Origin of the sequence: Halorientalis sp. LT38, from assembly GCF_037031225.1 — an archaeon.
In the GTDB taxonomy this organism is placed as follows: Archaea; Halobacteriota; Halobacteria; order Halobacteriales; family Haloarculaceae; genus Halorientalis; species Halorientalis halophila.
Genome location: NZ_JAYEZN010000001.1, coordinates 860,755 through 876,891, shown reverse-complemented (window position 1 = coordinate 876,891; position 16,137 = coordinate 860,755). Strand labels below are relative to the sequence as shown.

At 68.7% G+C, this 16,137-nt stretch carries 21 protein-coding genes; 13 read left to right on the top strand and 8 right to left on the bottom strand.

Annotation, left to right across the window (positions count from 1 at the left end):
* Positions 1–154 precede the first annotated feature (154 nt).
* The 3 genes from U5918_RS04675 to U5918_RS04665 all read left to right on the top strand — a co-directional run bounded on the left by U5918_RS04675 (position 155) and on the right by U5918_RS04665 (position 2,356).
* Positions 155–403 carry a hypothetical protein gene (locus U5918_RS04675; protein WP_335999848.1) on the top strand — a complete coding sequence of 83 codons (249 nt, stop codon included), beginning with the start codon at positions 155–157 and terminating at the stop codon, positions 401–403.
* Complete coding sequence (locus tag U5918_RS04670) at positions 400–1,335, top strand: hypothetical protein (protein ID WP_335999846.1); 936 nt, start codon at positions 400–402, stop codon at positions 1,333–1,335. Before U5918_RS04675 ends, U5918_RS04670 begins: the two co-directional genes overlap by 4 nt.
* Before the next feature lie 124 nt (positions 1,336–1,459).
* On the top strand, positions 1,460–2,356 hold the full coding sequence (locus U5918_RS04665) for a cell division protein CdpA domain-containing protein (RefSeq protein ID WP_335999844.1): 897 nt from the start codon (positions 1,460–1,462) through the stop codon (positions 2,354–2,356).
* On the opposite strand, the gene U5918_RS04660 is transcribed toward U5918_RS04665, so the two are convergent.
* Positions 2,357–2,938, bottom strand: a complete 582-nt coding sequence (locus U5918_RS04660) for a mechanosensitive ion channel domain-containing protein (protein ID WP_336003292.1) — start codon at positions 2,936–2,938, stop codon at positions 2,357–2,359. It lies immediately after the preceding gene.
* Positions 2,939–3,039: 101 nt separating this feature from the next.
* Between U5918_RS04660 and U5918_RS04655 the strand changes: the two genes are divergently transcribed.
* Entirely contained in the window at positions 3,040–3,363 is a 324-nt protein-coding gene (locus tag U5918_RS04655) for a transcription factor S (protein ID WP_335999842.1), read from the top strand.
* 3 nt (positions 3,364–3,366) lie between these two features.
* On the top strand, positions 3,367–3,966 hold the full coding sequence (locus U5918_RS04650) for a DUF6517 family protein (protein ID WP_335999841.1): 600 nt from the start codon (positions 3,367–3,369) through the stop codon (positions 3,964–3,966).
* Here U5918_RS04650 and U5918_RS04645 read toward each other — a convergent pair.
* From U5918_RS04645 to U5918_RS04630, 4 genes are all read right to left on the bottom strand, one after another.
* Positions 3,963–4,352 (bottom strand): hypothetical protein, encoded by a 390-nt coding sequence (locus U5918_RS04645; RefSeq protein WP_335999839.1) that lies wholly within the window; start codon positions 4,350–4,352, stop codon positions 3,963–3,965. The two genes, U5918_RS04650 and U5918_RS04645, sit on opposite strands and share 4 nt — an antisense overlap.
* Before the next feature lie 2 nt (positions 4,353–4,354).
* Positions 4,355–5,074: a tRNA (adenine-N1)-methyltransferase gene (locus U5918_RS04640; protein WP_335999838.1), complete on the bottom strand. Its 720-nt coding sequence runs from the start codon at positions 5,072–5,074 to the stop codon at positions 4,355–4,357.
* A 1-nt stretch (position 5,075) separates the two neighbouring features.
* Complete coding sequence (locus U5918_RS04635) at positions 5,076–5,462, bottom strand: nascent polypeptide-associated complex protein (protein ID WP_335999836.1); 387 nt, start codon at positions 5,460–5,462, stop codon at positions 5,076–5,078.
* Positions 5,463–5,768: 306 nt separating this feature from the next.
* A complete protein-coding gene (locus U5918_RS04630) occupies positions 5,769–6,266 on the bottom strand; it encodes a PUA domain-containing protein (RefSeq protein ID WP_335999833.1) in 498 nt (165 codons plus the stop codon).
* A gap of 165 nt (positions 6,267–6,431) precedes the next feature.
* On the opposite strand from U5918_RS04630, the gene U5918_RS04625 reads away from it, so the two are divergent.
* On the top strand, positions 6,432–6,614 hold the full coding sequence (locus tag U5918_RS04625) for a DUF8178 family membrane protein (protein WP_335999831.1): 183 nt from the start codon (positions 6,432–6,434) through the stop codon (positions 6,612–6,614).
* Here the strand turns inward: U5918_RS04625 and U5918_RS04620 are convergent.
* Positions 6,611–7,108, bottom strand: a complete 498-nt coding sequence (locus U5918_RS04620) for a LabA-like NYN domain-containing protein (RefSeq protein ID WP_335999830.1) — start codon at positions 7,106–7,108, stop codon at positions 6,611–6,613. The genes U5918_RS04625 and U5918_RS04620 overlap by 4 nt on opposite strands.
* A 324-nt stretch (positions 7,109–7,432) precedes the next feature.
* On the opposite strand from U5918_RS04620, the gene dapA reads away from it, so the two are divergent.
* The 7 genes from dapA to U5918_RS04585 all read left to right on the top strand — a co-directional run bounded on the left by dapA (position 7,433) and on the right by U5918_RS04585 (position 13,723).
* Complete coding sequence (dapA, locus tag U5918_RS04615) at positions 7,433–8,353, top strand: 4-hydroxy-tetrahydrodipicolinate synthase (protein WP_335999828.1); 921 nt, start codon at positions 7,433–7,435, stop codon at positions 8,351–8,353.
* Entirely contained in the window at positions 8,350–9,111 is a 762-nt protein-coding gene (gene dapB / locus U5918_RS04610; RefSeq protein WP_335999826.1) for a 4-hydroxy-tetrahydrodipicolinate reductase, read from the top strand. Before dapA ends, dapB begins: the two co-directional genes overlap by 4 nt.
* Positions 9,112–9,123: 12 nt before the next feature.
* Positions 9,124–9,954 carry a 2,3,4,5-tetrahydropyridine-2,6-dicarboxylate N-succinyltransferase gene (locus tag U5918_RS04605; RefSeq protein WP_335999824.1) on the top strand — a complete coding sequence of 277 codons (831 nt, stop codon included), beginning with the start codon at positions 9,124–9,126 and terminating at the stop codon, positions 9,952–9,954.
* Positions 9,951–11,198, top strand: coding sequence for a diaminopimelate decarboxylase (lysA, locus tag U5918_RS04600; RefSeq protein WP_335999822.1), 1,248 nt, complete (start codon positions 9,951–9,953; stop codon positions 11,196–11,198). Before U5918_RS04605 ends, lysA begins: the two co-directional genes overlap by 4 nt.
* A complete protein-coding gene (dapF, locus tag U5918_RS04595) occupies positions 11,186–12,094 on the top strand; it encodes a diaminopimelate epimerase (RefSeq protein ID WP_335999821.1) in 909 nt (302 codons plus the stop codon). The genes lysA and dapF overlap by 13 nt, the downstream gene beginning before the upstream one ends.
* On the top strand, positions 12,094–13,173 hold the full coding sequence (locus U5918_RS04590) for a M20 family metallopeptidase (protein WP_335999819.1): 1,080 nt from the start codon (positions 12,094–12,096) through the stop codon (positions 13,171–13,173). The genes dapF and U5918_RS04590 overlap by 1 nt, the downstream gene beginning before the upstream one ends.
* A 91-nt stretch (positions 13,174–13,264) precedes the next feature.
* Positions 13,265–13,723, top strand: a complete 459-nt coding sequence (locus tag U5918_RS04585) for a hypothetical protein (RefSeq protein WP_335999817.1) — start codon at positions 13,265–13,267, stop codon at positions 13,721–13,723.
* Here U5918_RS04585 and U5918_RS04580 read toward each other — a convergent pair whose 3' ends face one another.
* Complete coding sequence (locus U5918_RS04580; protein ID WP_335999815.1) at positions 13,724–14,374, bottom strand: helix-turn-helix domain-containing protein; 651 nt, start codon at positions 14,372–14,374, stop codon at positions 13,724–13,726.
* Between the two features lie 54 nt (positions 14,375–14,428).
* Positions 14,429–15,817, bottom strand: coding sequence for an adenylosuccinate lyase (purB, locus tag U5918_RS04575; protein ID WP_335999813.1), 1,389 nt, complete (start codon positions 15,815–15,817; stop codon positions 14,429–14,431).
* Between the last annotated feature and the right edge of the window lie 320 nt (positions 15,818–16,137).

Here is a 16,137-nt window from a genome sequence, read left to right as displayed (position 1 = left end):
GCGGTGGAACGTCCGCTCCTCGGTCCCCCCATATCGTCTTTTGTGGTACTACGGTGCCTCTATCCTGGATATAAGAATTATCAGACTGGAGTTTGTGATATCCACTCGGCAACTTATGTCAGACAACAGAGTTAATGCGCTCCGAGGCTTCTAGATGCCCGTTATGCTCGAAGAGATACGACGCGTGAACCGGGAGACGCGCGTCCAATACGCCCTCATGTTCATCTTCGGGGCGCTCTGTATCGGCGTCGCGTTCGCGCCGCTCGAAGAAACCATACGCATCACGACCGTCGGGACGCTGTTCGGGTTCACCGCTGGTCTGTGGGTTTCACACCTCGTCCAGGTGCTCCGGCGTGCCGCCGAGGCGAAAAAGGCCGACGTCACGGGGGTGTCTGGCCAGTGAGCCAGCGAGAACGATCCGGGGACCGACCCGATTCACCGCCAGACGCGGCGGCCGACTCGGCGTTCCTCGACGGCATCGAGTTTCTCACCGGGAAAGACCCCAATCTCGGCTCGTTCCTCCTCGTCGTCGGGATGGTGACCTGCGTGTTCATCGCGCTGTTCCAGTTCACGCTCCCGCCGCCGGTCTCGCACCTGCTCACGGCCGGCGTGATCTTCGTCACCGTCCTCAGTGCCGTCTTCGGGTCGATTCTCGACGGCCTCGGCTACTTCGAGCGGATCGCCGCGTCCGCCCCGCCGGAGGCTGTCGACCGTCTGCCGGCCGCCAGGCCGTGGGTTCCCGCGGAGGGACGTTCTGCACCCCTGCCGCCGTTGATAAACTTCGACGCGGAACTCCGGGCCTACGCCGACATGTACGATGGGGCCCTCCCGAGTGAGTTCGACGCGTTCGTCAGCGACTACCTCCGTTTGAAGACCAACACGCAGAACCGTGGGACCATCGCCAGCGACCTGCGGGCCGACCTCAATCCGATCGGCACCCTCTTCGAGGACGGCTCCGAAGGGGACAGGATATACGAGGACATTTCAGACCGACTCTTCCGGTACATGAGCTCCAGGAGCGACCATCTCACGCTCGAGCGAGTCACGTTCTACGACGGGGATGGCAACGAGGCCGACGTGACGGCACTCCAGAGCCAACTCGCACAGGTCGAACTCGGCGTAACCAACGAGGGTGAAGCAGCCGAGGTGGAAGCCACTGTCACGTTGCAGGACGCCGACGACGCTCCCATCATCAGTCGGACCTGTGACGTCGGCCTCGTCAGACCAGGCGCCACGAAAGCCGTCGACGTCGACATCTTCGTCCCCGCAGACGCCGAGCGCGCCAGCACGACCGTCCGGATCACGGGCCCCGGACGGACCGTTGCGGGGGCCTGAGACCGCTACGCTGCCGTTCTCCCCGGTACCCAACTGCCCGGTCGCGATGCCTGACGGCGGCGCACCCGTTCGTCTGCCGGGCGTCTGACGGGTTGTTTTGTGGATCGGTCACGTACCCGCCCGTATGACCAACATTGCGGACGTCTACGACGGCGGCGTGGGCGGCGTCGCGGGCCGACGGCAGCGAGCCGTCGGCCTCTCGCTGTTCGGCGTCGGGGCGGCGATGGTCGTCGCCGCGATCCTCGTCGCGACGACCGGCCTCGCCGACCTGTTCGGGCTGACGACCTTCGGTGCGCGGGAACTCGCCGGCGTGCTCGCTGGCCTCGGGTTACCGGCGGCCTTCCTCGGTAGTTTCGTCCTGCTCCCCGCCTCCCGTCGCGCACGGGCGGCGGCGGTGATCGGCGCGAGCCTCTCGGTGTTCGGCGTCGTCCTCTTCCGCGAAGCCTACCCCTACCGCTGGGTCGGCGCGACCGGTGGGACGGACCTGACGCTCCCCGTCGTGGTCGTCTACTTCCTGGGAACCAGCACCCTGTTCTGGTGTCTGTTCCTGGCCGTCGCGAAGTTCAAGACCCGGACCGACCCCGGCGGCACAGTACGAATGGAAGTCACCGACGAAGGGACGACACGGATCCTGGAAGTCACCGGCTCGGTGCCCGGCCTCGGCGGCGTCGGCCTGTTCGGTAACGAACCCGACGGCGAGGTCGAGACACAGACCAACCGCGCTGACGAGGGCGACGTCCTCTACAGCCGCGAGGAGCCCGAGACGCCGGTCGGTGCCCAGCAGGCCGCCAGTGACGGGGGCGCAGCGACCCAGAGCGCAGACGGGATGGCCGACGCGGAGCCGGTCCCCGACGAGGTCGTCGAAGCCGCCTCGACCCGCGGCCAGCCAGACCCCTACTGCGGGAACTGCGAGCACTTCCAGTACGTCCGCGTGGACGGCGAGATTCGCCCGGCCTGTACGCTCCACACCGAGGTCATGTCGGACATGGAGTCCTGCGACGACTGGCAGGCCAACAACTGATCAGTCCGCCGTCGTCCCGTCGGCCGTTTCCCCGTCCGCCGCGTTCTCGTCTGATTTCTTCGTCCACTTCGTCTCGACGTCTCGATTGGCCACGATCAGACGGTCGCCGCTCTCCAGGTCGAAGCGGCTCTTCCGGAGCCCGATGTCGACGACGACGCCCGTCCCCGCGCCCATCGTGACGGTGTCGCCCGGATTGAAGTCCGGATCCTTGAGCAGATAGACGCCGGCGACGGTGTCCTCGATCATCTCCGAGAGGGCGTAGGAGACCCCCAGGGCGATGAACCCGACGGCGGTGCCGAGACTCGCCGCGAGTTCACCGAGGCCGACGACGTTCAGCAGTGCGAGGCCGGCCCCGAACCAGAGGAAGATGCTCGCGATCAGGACCGCGAGATCCACCACGAGTCCCTGGTCGGCGGGCGTCGTCCGGGAGAGTACCGACCGGAGGACGGTCGTGACGATCTTGATAGCCACGTACGCGAGGACGAGGAAGAGTGCGCCGCCGAGCAGCCGGGGGATCGCGGCGACGAGGCCGGCGGCGAACGACTCGAGCGATCCGACGAGCAGGTCCGGGAGTTGCGCCATCTGGCTCACGGGCGTGACGAGCGACGGCAGCCCCAAAGCCGTTTCCCGGCTGCGGGATCCGAGGGGGTTTTAGGGGCCGATACTGTATCCGGAGCATACCAATGGAGTTCTGTGACGAGTGCGGTTCGATGATGAAAACCGACGACGGGATGTGGATCTGCGGGAGCTGTGACTTCGAGAAGCCGCGAGACGCCGCGAACGAGGCCGCAATGACGTCCACGCAGGCCCAGGAGGAAAGCGAGGTCGTCGACACCTCCGAGGTCGACGCCGAGGACATGGGGCCGACGACCGGGGCCCGCTGTCCGGAGTGCGGCAACGACCGCGCCTTCTGGGAGATGAAGCAGATCCGCGCCGCCGACGAGAGCGAGACGCGATTCTTCACGTGCACCGAGTGTGACCACAAGTGGCGTGAGGACGACCACTGACGGATGAGCGGTGACGGGACTCCCCGGGTGCCAGCGGACCACCTCGACGGGTGGGCCGTCACCGATCGGTCGAGCGAGACGGTGTTCGAGTTGCCCGTCGCACGCGTCGTCGGCCACACCGCCGTCTACGACGACGAGGACCTCCGGTCGACCGTCAACGGACTCACCGCTGGCGCCGTCGACCGGATGTGGCGCTTCTTCTTCGCGACCCGCCTCGAGTTCACCCCGGCGCTCCCACCGACTATCGGCCCGGCAGCCGTGTTCACCACCGTCCGCACGCAGGCCGACGCCGTATTCCGGGACCGCCTCCGCGAGCGCGGGTTCGGCGACGTCTCGAAGGCCGGCCACGAGCGCATCAGGGTCGAGACCGGCGACCGCGCCTCCCTCCAGGCCTACGAGGCCGCCATCGAGACCAGCGTCGTCGACGTCCCCGTCGAGGGGTACCTCGCCGTCTGGTCGACCGGGGGCGAGTTCCGCCTGGCCGGCGGCGCCTACCCCGCCGCGTCGCTCGACGACCTGCTCGGCATCTCGATCCCGGGCATCGACATCGATCCCGCCTCCTTCCGCGAGGAACTGCTGAACCTGGTCAGAGTCGTCCGCTAGGGGTCCCTGACCGCCGCGCGGAGCACCCCGCCCGCGAACAGTTCGGTCCGTCCGTCGGCGAGTCGCCGACTGACGCGTCCGGGATCCGCTTCGGCCCCGAGCAGCGCGACCTGTGTCTCGCCGACGTACACCTCGGCGGTGTAGCCGCCCGCAGTCAGCGTCGCGTCCAGTCGCTTCAGGGTCTCCTCCTCGGTGCGAACGATCCGGACGGCCTCCCGCAGCCTGTCGATCCGGATGTGGACGGGCCCGGCCACCGACGGCAGGTGCAGGCGCGCGTCGTCGAGGTCGACCAGCAGGTTGGCGACGACTTCCACCGTCGGCGCCGTCGCGAGCGTCAGCGCGCCGTCGACGACACCCGCGAGTCCCCGTCTCTCTGGCTCCGTCATCCTCACTCCCGTCGGGCGAACGTCAGGAACCCGGTGTGGCCCACGCCCGCAGTGGATGGGCGCGACCCCCGGTCGTCGAAGTCCATCTCCCGCTGGATCGTCTCCAGCGTCTCGATCCCGCTCAGTCCGGCCTCGCGCGCGGTCCGCGCGACGTCCCGGGTCCCCTCCACGAACGGCGAGTAGACCGCCAGATAGCCCCCCGGCGTCAGGAGATCCACGGCGTGCTCGACGACCGCCGGCGCGTCCTCGGTGTCGAGCGTCAGCACGTCCACCGGGCCCACGTCGAGGTGCTCGGTCACGTCCCCGGTCCGCACGTCCACCCGGTCGTCGACGCCGGCCAGTTCCATGTTCTCGCGGGCCACCTCGGCGAATTCGGCGTCCTGTTCGTAGGTCACGACCTCCGCACCGGCCCGCCCGAGGTAGGCCGCCAGCACGCCGGTCCCCGTCCCGGCGTCGAGGACCCGATCGCCTTCGGAGACGCCCGTGTGGCCCATGATCAGCCCGATGTCGCGGGGCATCATCGGCGCGCCCGTGCGCTCGAAGTGGTTGAAGCAGTCCGGGCCCCGGAGTTCCCGCACGGTGAAGGGCTCGCCGAGGTGCGTCGAGACGACCTCTCCCGCCGCGGCGTCGTCGGGCACTTCGAGGATCCCCAGATCCGTCTCGAGGGTCTCGCCCCGTTCCAGGAGGTACTCGCGGTCGTCGTGGACCAGGAGCAGCGCCACGCTACTCCAGGCGCTCGACGGCCGCCGCGAGGTCGCCGTCCTCGGCTTCGAGGGCCTCACGCGCGTCGTCTTCGCTCACGCCCGCCCGGTTGGCGACGATCTCGATGTCGGCGTCCGGAATCCCACCGCTGCCGCCGTCGTCGGCCGCCGTCACCTCGCCCGCCGCGCCGCCCTCACCGGGCGCGCGACTCTCGGGCGTCCCGATGACCTGGTAGGTCTCCTGGCCCTGGGCGTCCATCCGCTGGACTTCCGCGTCGGTGAAGACGAGTTCCTCGTCCGGCGTCCGGATTATGACCTCCTGCGCATCGAGCTCCTCGATGTCGATGCCGAACTGGTCCATCATCTGTTGCATCTTCTGCGGATCGAAACCGCCGCCTCCTCCGAACATACCCGGAGGCTCGCGCCCCCGGCTGAAAACCCCTTCGGCACCCACTTCGTCCGTTCGTAGGTGCGCGCTGCGCACCTCGTATGCTCAGGGGCGCGAAGTCGTTCGAAAGGCGCGAAGCGACTTTCGTGATCACGAGAGAGCTCCGCTCTCTCGGACGACGCCCGTTCACATGGTATGAGGGACCTTCGGTCCCTCACTATCGCAAAAACGTGGGGAAAAAGCCGGACGCGAGCCGTCGGCTCGCGTCCGGCACAATACGTAGCAACTACCGCCTCCGCGCCGCCACCGCACAGTACGGCACACCGCTCAGCTCTCGGCGACCGATTCGTCGCCCTCGGCCGCACCCACGCCGTGCCGGACGAACACCGCCATCCCCGTCCCGAAGTCGAGCATGTCCTCGCCGGCGAGTTCGGCGCGACCGACCCCGAGGAGAGTGTCGTCGTCGCGCACGACCGCCACTTCGTCGCCCGGGCGGACGCCCGGATCCGCGCGCTCGACGAACTTCGCGAAGGCGTTGCGTCCCTCCCGGACGAACGGGTCGCTGTCCTCGCCGACCACGACCCGGTGGGCCGGCTCGTCCAGTGCGTCGAGCAGCCGTCGGGCCCCGGCCGCGCTCAGCGTGAACCGGCCGTCGACGGCGTAGGTGACCAGTCGACCCTCGTCGGCCAGTACCTGCTGTGGTCGGCCGGAACTCGTCCGGTAGACCTCCAGGTCCTCGTCGGCGGGGAACAGCGCCGCGCCGGCGCCCGCGCCGAACTGGTAGTCCGCGATCCGGCGGAGCATCCGACCGTCCTCGTCGTCCATCTGATCGGGCCTTCCGGGCCAGCGATTAAACACCTTCCGCCCGCCGCCGAAGCTGTGGGTTACGGTACCAGTGGGCGTTCTAGTGTGTGCCTTTCACGTGGCGTGGTGCCGGTAGCGGGCGGTTTCGGGTAGATTTATAGGCGAGAATTACATACCCCGCGGTACATGCTTTCACGAACGACGCAGATCGCGGTCGGTGCGGTCCTGCTCCTGGTCGGGTCGGCGCTGATCCTCGGGGTCGGGCTCCAGCAGGTCGAACTGCCCGGCGCCGTCGGCGGGGTCGCCGCGATGGTCATGGCAGTCGGCACATTGCTGCTCGGCACGTCCGAAGGCGGGCGGCCGGTCTAGAGCAGAAACGTCTCCTGTTCTTCGCTGAGATCGCGGAAGGCGTCGGCCGCCTCGATCAGCTCGTCGGCGGTCGACTCGCGGAAGGCCATGATCTCGACCTTGCAGCCCTCGTGTTTCAGGTGCCGACAGAGTCGCGAGAAGTCGCCGTCGCCGGTGCAGAGCACGACGGTGTCGACGTGGTCGGCCAGCGTCACGGCGTCCAGGCTCATCCCCACGTCCCAGTCGGCCTTCTTCGAGCCGTCGCCGAAGGTCTTGATGTCCTTGATCTTCGTCTCGAAGCCGATGTCGACCAGCGCCTCGAAGAACGTCTCCTCGTCCTCGGCCTCGGCGCGGATCACGTAGGCGATGGCGCGGGTGAGTTCGCGACCGTCGACTCCCTCCTCGAGGAGCGAGGCGTAGTCGATGTTTCGGGTGTAGAGGCTCCGGGCCGTGTGGTAGAGGTTCTGCGCGTCGGCCAGCATGGCCACGCGTTGCCCGGGATGCACGTCGGTCATGCGAGGACGTAGCGGTCGGCGTAGTATAAATACTGGTACGTGTCCCGCTGACAGTGACTCGGCCCAGACCGCGCGGACGCGTTGCTCCGTCTCGAAACTTCTAAGTCGTCTCGTATCGGTGTCACGCCTATGCAACGGGCCACTCCGGGTCGCGCTGGCGTCTCCGTCAGCTCCTGGTGTGGCGCGGTCCGTTCTCGGGGCATTGCGAAACCCAAACGCGCGCGGTAGGCTCACGGCGGGCGTAGCGCCCCGTCGCGGGCCGTCCTCGTTGTCTCGCGCGCGAACTATCACACCCCAGCGATCACACCACGACACACCACAGCCATGACACACGACACATTCACCGGCGTGTTCCCCGCGATGACCACGCCGTTCCACGAGGACGAGAGCATCGACTTCGAACGGCTCCGCGAGCACGCCCAGTGGCTCGAGGCCCGCGGCGTCGACGGCGTCGTCCCGATGGGCACCACCGGCGAGAGCTCGACGATGTCCCACGACGAACACGTGGAGGTCATCGAGGCCGTCATCGACGCCCTCGACGACGTCCCGGTCATCGCCGGCTCCGGCAGCAACAACACCCGCGAGGCCCTGGAACTTTCCGAACGCGCCGCCGACGCCGGCGCCGACGGCCTCCTCCTCATCTCGCCGTACTACAACACCCCCGAGCCCGCCGGGATGGAACACCACTTCCGCCAGGTCGCCGACGCCGTCGACCTGCCCCAGATCATCTACAACGTCCCCTCGCGAACGGGCCGCAACATCGCCGTCGAGACCGCGGTCAACCTGGCCGAACACGAGAACGTCGTCGGCTACAAGGCCGCCTCCGGCGACATGAACCGCATCACCGAAGTCATCGAGCGCACACGCGAGGAGAACTACGCGGTCCTCTCGGGCGACGACGCGATGACGCTGCCCATTATCGCCACCGGCGGGAGCGGCTGTATCTCCGTCTCCGCGAACATCGAGCCGGCCCGGACCTGCGCGATGGTCGGCGCGGCCATCTCCGGCGACTACGAGCGCGCCAGGGAGTACCACCACGAACTCGGCGAGCTCTTCAGGGTCCTGTTCACCGAGACCAACCCGATCCCGGTCAAGGAGGCCATGGCGATCCGGGGCCACTACGACTCGCCCCGGATGCGCTCGCCCCTCTCTCGCGCGACCGACGAGACGCTCGCGGCGTTGCGCGAGACGCTCGACGACCTGGACGACGGGTCGGCCCCCGAACCGGCGGAGGCCCAGCGATGACGCGGGTCGCGGTCAACGGCGCCGCGGGACGCATGGGCCGAACCGTCGTCGAGACCGCGGCGGACCGCGACGACGTCGAGGTGGTCGTCGGGTTCGACGTCGACGGCCCCGACGAAGTCCAGGGCGTGCCGGTCGTGGACGCGGCCGAGACCGCCGACGCGCTCGCCGAGTACGAGCCTGCGGTGGTCGTCGACTTCACCGTCCCGGAAGCCACCCGCTCGCTCGCCGACGCCTGCGCCGAGGCTGGCGTCGGGATGATCGTCGGCACCACCGGCTTCGACGAGGACGGGTTCGCCGCACTGGACGAGACCGCCGAGTCGGTCCCCCTCCTGAAGGCCACCAACTTCGCCCGCGGGATCCACGCGCTCCTGCGCGCGATCGAGGAGGCTCTGCCAGCGGTGCCCGACTACGACCTCGAACTGATGGAGACCCACCACAACGGGAAGATCGACGCCCCCTCCGGCACGGCCAAGACCATGCTGGAGACCGTCCAGGCACAGCGAGACGTCGAGCCGGTCTACGGTCGCGAGGGCCACGCCCCACGCGACGAGGACGAGATCGGCGTCTTCGCCCGCCGGGCCGGCGACATCCGCGGCGAACACGAACTGATCGCGGCGGGCAACGACGAGGTGCTCTCGCTCTCCCATCACGCCGAGGACCGGAGCGTCTTCGCGGCCGGCGCGCTCGACGCGGCGGTCTGGATCGAGACCCAGGACCCGGGCCGGTACGACTTCGGGGACGTTATCGGGGACGCCTGAGGAGTGTCCAGTATGAGTCTGCAAACCGACATCGAAGCCCTGTGGAACCGCTACGACGACGGCCTCACCGCCGAGGACGCGACGGCCGACGACGCCGACACGCTCGACGCGTTACTCGAAGCCCTCGAAGGGGGCGAGGTCCGCGCCGCCGAACCCGCGAACGGGGACTGGCAGGTCAACGAGTGGGTCAAGCAGGGCATCCTGCTCAACTTCGGCCTCCGACAGATCGAGGCCCGCGAGTACGGCGACGTGGCTTACCACGACGTGCTCCCCCTGCGCGACACCGCCGACATCGGCGACCGTGGCTCCCGCAACACGCCGGACGGGACGGTCATCCGCCGCGGTGCCTACGTAGGCAGCGACGCGATCATGATGAGCCCCTCGTTCGTCAACATCGGTGCCCACGTGGGCGACGGGACCCTCGTCGACTCCTGTGACACCGTCGGCTCCTGCGCGCAGATCGGCGAGAACGTCAAACTCGGCGCCAACACGCTGATCGGCGGCGTCCTCGAACCGGTCGAGAACGACCCCGTCATCGTCGAGGACGGCGTCTCGCTGGGCGCGGGCTCTCGCGTCACCTCCGGCTTCCGCGTCGGCGAGAACTCCATCGTTGGTGAGAACACGCTCCTCACACCTCGGATCCCGGTCTACGACCTGGTCGAGGACGAGGTCCTGTACGGCGAACTGCCGCCGGAGCGCCGTGCCTTCGCCCGCTACGTGGAGTCTTCGGTCAGCGACGAGGACCTGATCCCGGGCGCGGCCTACAAGCCCGCCGTCGTCGCGACGGACATCGAGACCGAAACCCTCGAAGGCACCGAGCGCGAAGACGCACTGAGAGAATGAGGTCCGGGCCCGCGGTCCGCCGGCTGTCCGACTGGGACGCCGAGCGACTGCGCGCCCTCGCCGGCGAGTACGAGACGCCGCTGTACGTCCTCGATCTGGACCGGGTGCGCGAGAACGCCGCTCGGCTCCGGGCCGCCTTCGACGCGGAAGAGATCAGCTACGCCGCCAAGGCCAACACCACTCGCCCGGTACTGGAGACGATCGAGTCCACGGGCGTCGGGGCCGAATGTGCCTCCGCGGGCGAAGTCGAACGCGCGCTCGCCGCGGGGTTCGGTGGAGGAGACGTGCGGTACACGGCGGTCAACCCGCCGGACGAGGACCTCGATTACGTGGTCCAGGCCGCGACCGAGCACGACCTGATCGTGACGATCGGCGCGGCGGACACCCTCGATCGGCTGGCCGAACGGGGCTTTTCGGGTCGGCTCTGCATCCGGGCAAACCCCGGGGTCGGTGCCGGCCACCACGAGAAGGTCTCGACCGGCGCGGCGCCGAAGTTCGGGGTCCCGCTGGATCGCGTGCCCGAACTCGCGAGCGAGGCGGTCGACCGCGGGTTCGACCTCGTGGGCCTCCACGCCCACGCCGGCAGCGGCATTTCGGGCGAGGACCTGCAGGCCCACCGCGAACTGGTCGCACGGATGGGTGACCTGGCGCGGACCGTGATCGACGAGGTGGGACGTCTGGAGTTCGTCAACGTCGGCGGCGGCCTCGGCGTCCCCTATCGCGAGGACGAATCGCCGCTCGATCTGGAGGCGGTTGCGGCTGCGACCAGGGAGGCGTTCGGCGACGTCGAGGCGACGCTCGGTATCGAACCCGGTCGCTATTTCGTCGCGGACGCGGGTGTGCTCCTGACTCGGGTGAACACGGTCAAGCCGACGCCCGAGACGACGGTCGTCGGCGTCGACGCCGGGATGACGACCCTGGTTCGCCCGGCGATGTACGACTCCTACCACGCGATCCGTTCGCTGGCTCCCGACGCGGGCGCGCGGGAGACGACCTCGGCGACCGTCGCCGGCCCGATCTGCGAGACGGCGGACGTGCTGGGCGAGGATCGGTCGCTCCCCGACCCCGAGCGCGGGGACCTGCTCGCGGTCGGTAACGCGGGTGCATACGGGTACGAGATGAGCAGCAACTACAACTCCCGGCCGCGGCCGGCGGTCGTCGCCATCGACGGCGAGACGGCTCGGCCCGCTGTCCGGCGGGAGACGGTCGCGGACATCACAGAACTGGAAACATGGTCCAAGTAGCGAAGTACCACGGGACGGGCAACGATTTCATCATCGTCGACGCGACGGAGACGGTTCCGGATCGACGGGCGTTCGCCGCCGAGCTGTGCGACCGAGAGACCGGCCTCTCGCATCCGAACGCGCGCAAGCGGGGCGCCGACGGCGTCCTCTTCCTGGCGCTCGAATCGGAGTACTCCCCGCCGCGGGTGGTCATGACCCTCGTCCAGCCGGACGGTAGCGTCGCCGCCATGTGCGGCAACGGCGCCCGCTGTGCGGCGAAGTGGGTCGCCGAACGCGTCGGGGCGAACGAGGTCATGATCGACACGCAGGCCGGCACGCGCCGCGCCCAGGTCGGCGACCAGGGCGTCACCATCGAGATGGGCGCGCCAGTGTTCGACCCCGATCGGGTCCCGGTCGTCGGGGACGAACCGCTGATCGAACGCGAGGTCGAGGGCCTGACCGTCACGGCGGTCAACACCGGCGTCCCCCACGCCGTCGCCTTCGTCGACGACGTGACGACGGTCGACGTCGAGGCGGTCGCACCCGCGGTTCGGGACGCCGACGTGTTCCCGGAGGGGGCGAACGTCAACTTCGCCGCACCACGCGCGGACGGTTCCGATGCGGACGGCACGGTCAGAGGCTTCGACCAGCGGACCTTCGAGCGCGGGGTCGAGGCCGAGACCGACTCCTGCGGGACCGGCGCGGTCGCCATCGTCGCGGTCGCCGAGCGCCTCGGGAAGGTCGAACGGGGCCAGCGCGTCCCCGTCCACCCGCCGGGCGGTCGGCTGGTCGTCCAGTTGACCGAGCGAGACGCCCTGCTCCAGGGCCCCGTCGAGCGCGAGTACACCGGAACCGTCACCGTCGTCGATCCGACGACGTTCGACGTCGAACTCGACGGCGTCACCGGTGACGACTGATGACGTTCGACCCCCTCGCCTTCCACGAGCGAGCCGTCTCGATCCCCTCACACGAGGACGTCACCGAGATGCGCGAGTTCCTCGTCGAGACGCTCGAATCGGCGGGCGCGGACCCCCGCGTCGACGACGCCGGCAACACGCTGGCCACTCGCGAGGGGGCCGAGGGCGACGACAGACCCCATCTCGTCCTCAACACGCACATCGACACGGTGCCGCCCCACGTCCCCCTCGACGTCGACGGGGACGTGGTCCGCGGGCGGGGCGCCTGCGACGCGAAGGGGCCGCTCGCGGCGCTCCTGTCCGCCTTCCTCGGGGCCGAGATCGAATCGGGGACACTGACGCTCGCGATCACGCCCGACGAGGAGGTGTACTCGACGGGTGCGGCGGCACTCGACCTGGACGCGGACAGTTATATAGTGGGCGAGCCGACGGGGCTGGACGTCTGCACCGCCGCGAAGGGCCGCTTCGAGGGGACCGTCACGATCCGCGGGACGGCCGCCCACGCCGCCGAACCGGAGAGCGGCGCGAACGCGATCCGTGCCGTGGCACCCGTCCTGCAGGCCATCGAGTCCTACGACGAGACGGTCGGGCCGCCGGAACACGACTCGCTCGGACGGCCGACCCTCGAACCCACGGTGATCGAAGGCGGCGAGGCGACCAACCAGATCCCGGCGGCGTGCCGGATCACCGTCGACCGGCGGAGCGTGCCCCCCGAGACCCAGCAGGGCTTTCGCGAGCAACTGGAGGCCCACCTCCAGGGATGGATTCCGGACTCGATGACCCTGTCCTTCGAGTACACCGAGCGCGAGACGCCGTTCCTGGAAGCGTTCGCCACGCCTGCGGATGCGGACGTGGTCCGGGCGCTCCGGGAGGCCGGCGCGGGCGAGGCCCGCCCGTTCGGCGCGGCGACCGAGGCCTCCTACTTCGCGAATGACGCCCCGACCGTCGTGTTCGGCCCCGGCGATCTGGCAGACGACGAGGGGGCGGTCGCCCACGCCGAGCGCGAGTACGTCCACCGGTCTGACGTCGAGCGCGCGGGCGAGATCGTCACGGCCGCCGTCGAATCGCTGCTCTCCTGATTCCCAGCGCTGATACTCTACGGCATTCGGCCGGCAGACGCCCGTCAGACGCCGCGTAAACGTTTTTGTCGGCCAGTCGGAGAGGTAGCGTATGGCGACTGCACGCGGGCGGCGGTTCGACGCGGAGTCGATCGGACGAGCGGGCGCGCTCGTCGCGACCTGTACCCTGATACTCACGGCGAGTTTCGTCGGGCTGGTGGCGCTCGTGTCGGGCGAGACGGCCGGCCTGAGCCAGCGACTGCCGGTGTACGTCCTCGGGATGGCGACGGCGTTCGTCGGCGCGGTGCTGTTGACGGAGGCCCAGGGACTGGACGGGCGCACAGTCATCGCGGCCGCCGGCGCGACGGCGCTCGGGACCTTCGTCGTCCTGACGCTTGGCGGCGAGGGCGTGCTGCACGCGATCCAGAACCCGGAGGCGCTGGTGACCTCCCACCTGCTCTTTTACTTCCTCGCGGCGGGGATGATCGCTACCGGCTTCGGGTACTGGGGCATCAACCACTGGAACGAACTGTCGATCCGGTCGCAGAAGAAGAGCGGTTTCGGCCGCTAATCAGCCGAGTAGCGCGTTCAGCAAGCGGGACTCGACTTTTCTGAGGATCTCGCCGACGGTGCCCGGCGCCACGTCGACGGCGTCGGCGATGTCGTCGTAGGTGACCTGCCGGGGCGTGTCGTAGTAGCCCATCTCGACGGCGATCTCGGCCACCTCGCGCTGGCGGTCGGTGAGCCGTGAGAGGAGGCGTTCGTTCTCGGGCGCGTAGTCGCCCAGTTTCTGAAGTTCGACGGAGATTCCGTCGGGGACGGCGTTCATGGCCTCGCGGATCTGGCCCTCGTCGCCGACGACGGTCAGCTTGATGCCGCCGTTGCTGGCGAACTCGATGGGGAAATCGGGGACGATCTGGAACTTGTGGGGCAGTTCGAGCAGGCCGGTGAGCATCTCGTTGGATTCGAGGTGGGCGTAGGTGATGATCCGGTCCTGCATCGGCGACACCTGGTAGGTGATGAGTTCGGGGACGTACTCGGCGGCGAACTCGATGACCTCGCGGTCGCCGCTCAGCTCGTACATCGTCGTCACCGTGCCGTCGTCGAGCAGTTCCATCTGGAGGATGCGTTCGTTCTTGATCCCCGGCGCCTGCTGGATGCGCCGTTCGATGGGGTGGATCCACCCCCGTTCCGGCGTCAGCAGACCCTCGACGTAGCGCATTTGCTCAGTGATTGCGCCCGACCAGCATATGCGTTTGGTACCGCGTCGGTCCAGTTAGTCCTCGATCTCGTCGACCAGTTCGCTCCCGACGCCGACGTAGCCGGTCGGGGTCAGCGCGGTCAGTTCCGCCCGCACGTCCTCGCTCACGTCAAGATCCGCGAACAGGTCCCGGAAGTCCTCGATGGTGACCCGCCGGCCGCGGGTCAGGTCCTTCACGCGCTCGTAGGCGTCGGTGTGCCCCTCCCGCCGGAGGATGGTCTGGACGGCCTCGCCGATGATCTCGGGGGTCGCTTCCAGTTCGTCCCGCATCACCTGCTCGTTGGGAACGACCTTCCCCAGACCCGTCTCGCACTTCCGGTAGCCGATCAGGCAGTGGGAAAGCGCCGCGCCGACGTTGCGCTTGACCGTCGAGTCCGAGAGGTCCCGCTGGAGCCGCGAGGTCGTGACGTAGTCGGCCAGGAAGACAAGATCCGAGTTGGCCTTCGAGAGGTTCCCCTCGCTGTTCTCGAAGTCGATCGGGTTGACCTTGTGGGGCATCGTCGACGAGCCGGTCTCGCCCGCGGCGGCCTCCTGTCCGAGGTATCGGTCCGAGACGTAGAGCCAGACGTCCAGATCCAGATCGAGCAGGACGTCGTTGGCGCCGCGGAGCGCGTCGAACAGCGCCGCCAGGTCGTCGCAGGGGTTGACCTGCGTCGCCAGGGGGGTGTGCTCGAGTCCCAGCCCCGTCACGAACGACTCGGAGAAAGCCGGCCAGTCCACGTCGGGGTAGGCGGCGTCGTGGGCCGCGTAGGTGCCCGAGGCGCCGGCGAGTTTGCCGGAGAGCCCGTCAGCAGCGGCTTCGATCCGCCCCAGGGCTCGGCCCAGGCGGGCGGCGTAGACGGCCATCTCCTTGCCGAACGTCGTGGGGGTCGCCGGCTGGCCGTGCGTACGGGCGAGCATCGGCAGGTCCCGGTGTTCGCGGGCCATCTCCGCCAGCGCGTCCCGGACGTCCCGGAGCGCGGGGACGAGCACGTCCTCGACGGCGGGCTTGACCAGGAGGCGCTGGGCCAGGTTGTTCACGTCCTCGCTGGTGAGGCCGAAGTGGATCCACTGGGCGGCGTCGAGACCCTCCGGCAGGTGTTCCCGGACGAAGTACTCGACGGCCTTGACGTCGTGGTTGGTGGCCGAGTAGCTCTTCCAGCCTTCCGTCTCGAGTGCCTTGACGATTTCAGCGTCCTCGTCGTCGAACTTCTCGTAGAGCGCGCGGAGGTGCGCGCGCTGGCCGTCGTCGATTGCGAGCGGCGTGGCCTCGAGGTCGGCGAGTGCGATCAGGTACTCCACCTCGACGCGGACGCGAGCGCGGATCAGCGCGGCCTCGCTCGCGTAGGGGACGAGCGGCTCCGTGTAGCGAGCGTACCGCCCGTCCAGCGGCGAGACGGCCGAGAGCGGACTGCGATCTGTCATACCTCCGGATGGGCGGCAACGGCCCATAGGGGTGTCGAAGCGGGCCGCCGACCACGATCCGGTGCGCGCGCCGCCGGTCGGAGACGTTCCGGGACCACCGTCCCCGGAACTATGTCTTCCACAATCTATCGTTCGGCATCTTATATCGAACAGTGTACGGTGAAATCAACGGAGTTAGAAACAATGATAAGTGCTCGGCAGTAGGTCTCGATGGGGTTACGGACACCCCGAGTGCGGTTCACTCCCCTCTCTCTCGTTCCCGCTCCCCCCACACCTCCGTCCCCTCGTTTCCGTTCGACGCCAGCGACGCCGACAGTGAG

Coding starts and splice junctions, on each gene's coding strand:
- dapB (WP_335999826.1), top strand. CDS start 8,350: ATGACGCGGGTCGCGGTCAACGGCGCCGCGGGACGCATGGGCCGAACC.
- lysA (WP_335999822.1), top strand. CDS start 9,951: ATGAGGTCCGGGCCCGCGGTCCGCCGGCTGTCCGACTGGGACGCCGAG.
- U5918_RS04660 (WP_336003292.1), bottom strand. CDS start 2,938: ATGGCGCAACTCCCGGACCTGCTCGTCGGATCGCTCGAGTCGTTCGCC.
- U5918_RS04590 (WP_335999819.1), top strand. CDS start 12,094: ATGACGTTCGACCCCCTCGCCTTCCACGAGCGAGCCGTCTCGATCCCC.
- U5918_RS04675 (WP_335999848.1), top strand. CDS start 155: ATGCCCGTTATGCTCGAAGAGATACGACGCGTGAACCGGGAGACGCGC.
- U5918_RS04655 (WP_335999842.1), top strand. CDS start 3,040: ATGGAGTTCTGTGACGAGTGCGGTTCGATGATGAAAACCGACGACGGG.
- U5918_RS04625 (WP_335999831.1), top strand. CDS start 6,432: ATGCTTTCACGAACGACGCAGATCGCGGTCGGTGCGGTCCTGCTCCTG.
- dapF (WP_335999821.1), top strand. CDS start 11,186: ATGGTCCAAGTAGCGAAGTACCACGGGACGGGCAACGATTTCATCATC.
- U5918_RS04665 (WP_335999844.1), top strand. CDS start 1,460: ATGACCAACATTGCGGACGTCTACGACGGCGGCGTGGGCGGCGTCGCG.
- U5918_RS04620 (WP_335999830.1), bottom strand. CDS start 7,108: ATGACCGACGTGCATCCCGGGCAACGCGTGGCCATGCTGGCCGACGCG.
- U5918_RS04630 (WP_335999833.1), bottom strand. CDS start 6,266: ATGGACGACGAGGACGGTCGGATGCTCCGCCGGATCGCGGACTACCAG.
- U5918_RS04645 (WP_335999839.1), bottom strand. CDS start 4,352: ATGACGGAGCCAGAGAGACGGGGACTCGCGGGTGTCGTCGACGGCGCG.
- U5918_RS04585 (WP_335999817.1), top strand. CDS start 13,265: ATGGCGACTGCACGCGGGCGGCGGTTCGACGCGGAGTCGATCGGACGA.
- dapA (WP_335999828.1), top strand. CDS start 7,433: ATGACACACGACACATTCACCGGCGTGTTCCCCGCGATGACCACGCCG.
- U5918_RS04580 (WP_335999815.1), bottom strand. CDS start 14,374: ATGCGCTACGTCGAGGGTCTGCTGACGCCGGAACGGGGGTGGATCCAC.
- purB (WP_335999813.1), bottom strand. CDS start 15,817: ATGACAGATCGCAGTCCGCTCTCGGCCGTCTCGCCGCTGGACGGGCGG.
- U5918_RS04635 (WP_335999836.1), bottom strand. CDS start 5,462: ATGTTCGGAGGAGGCGGCGGTTTCGATCCGCAGAAGATGCAACAGATG.
- U5918_RS04605 (WP_335999824.1), top strand. CDS start 9,124: ATGAGTCTGCAAACCGACATCGAAGCCCTGTGGAACCGCTACGACGAC.
- U5918_RS04650 (WP_335999841.1), top strand. CDS start 3,367: ATGAGCGGTGACGGGACTCCCCGGGTGCCAGCGGACCACCTCGACGGG.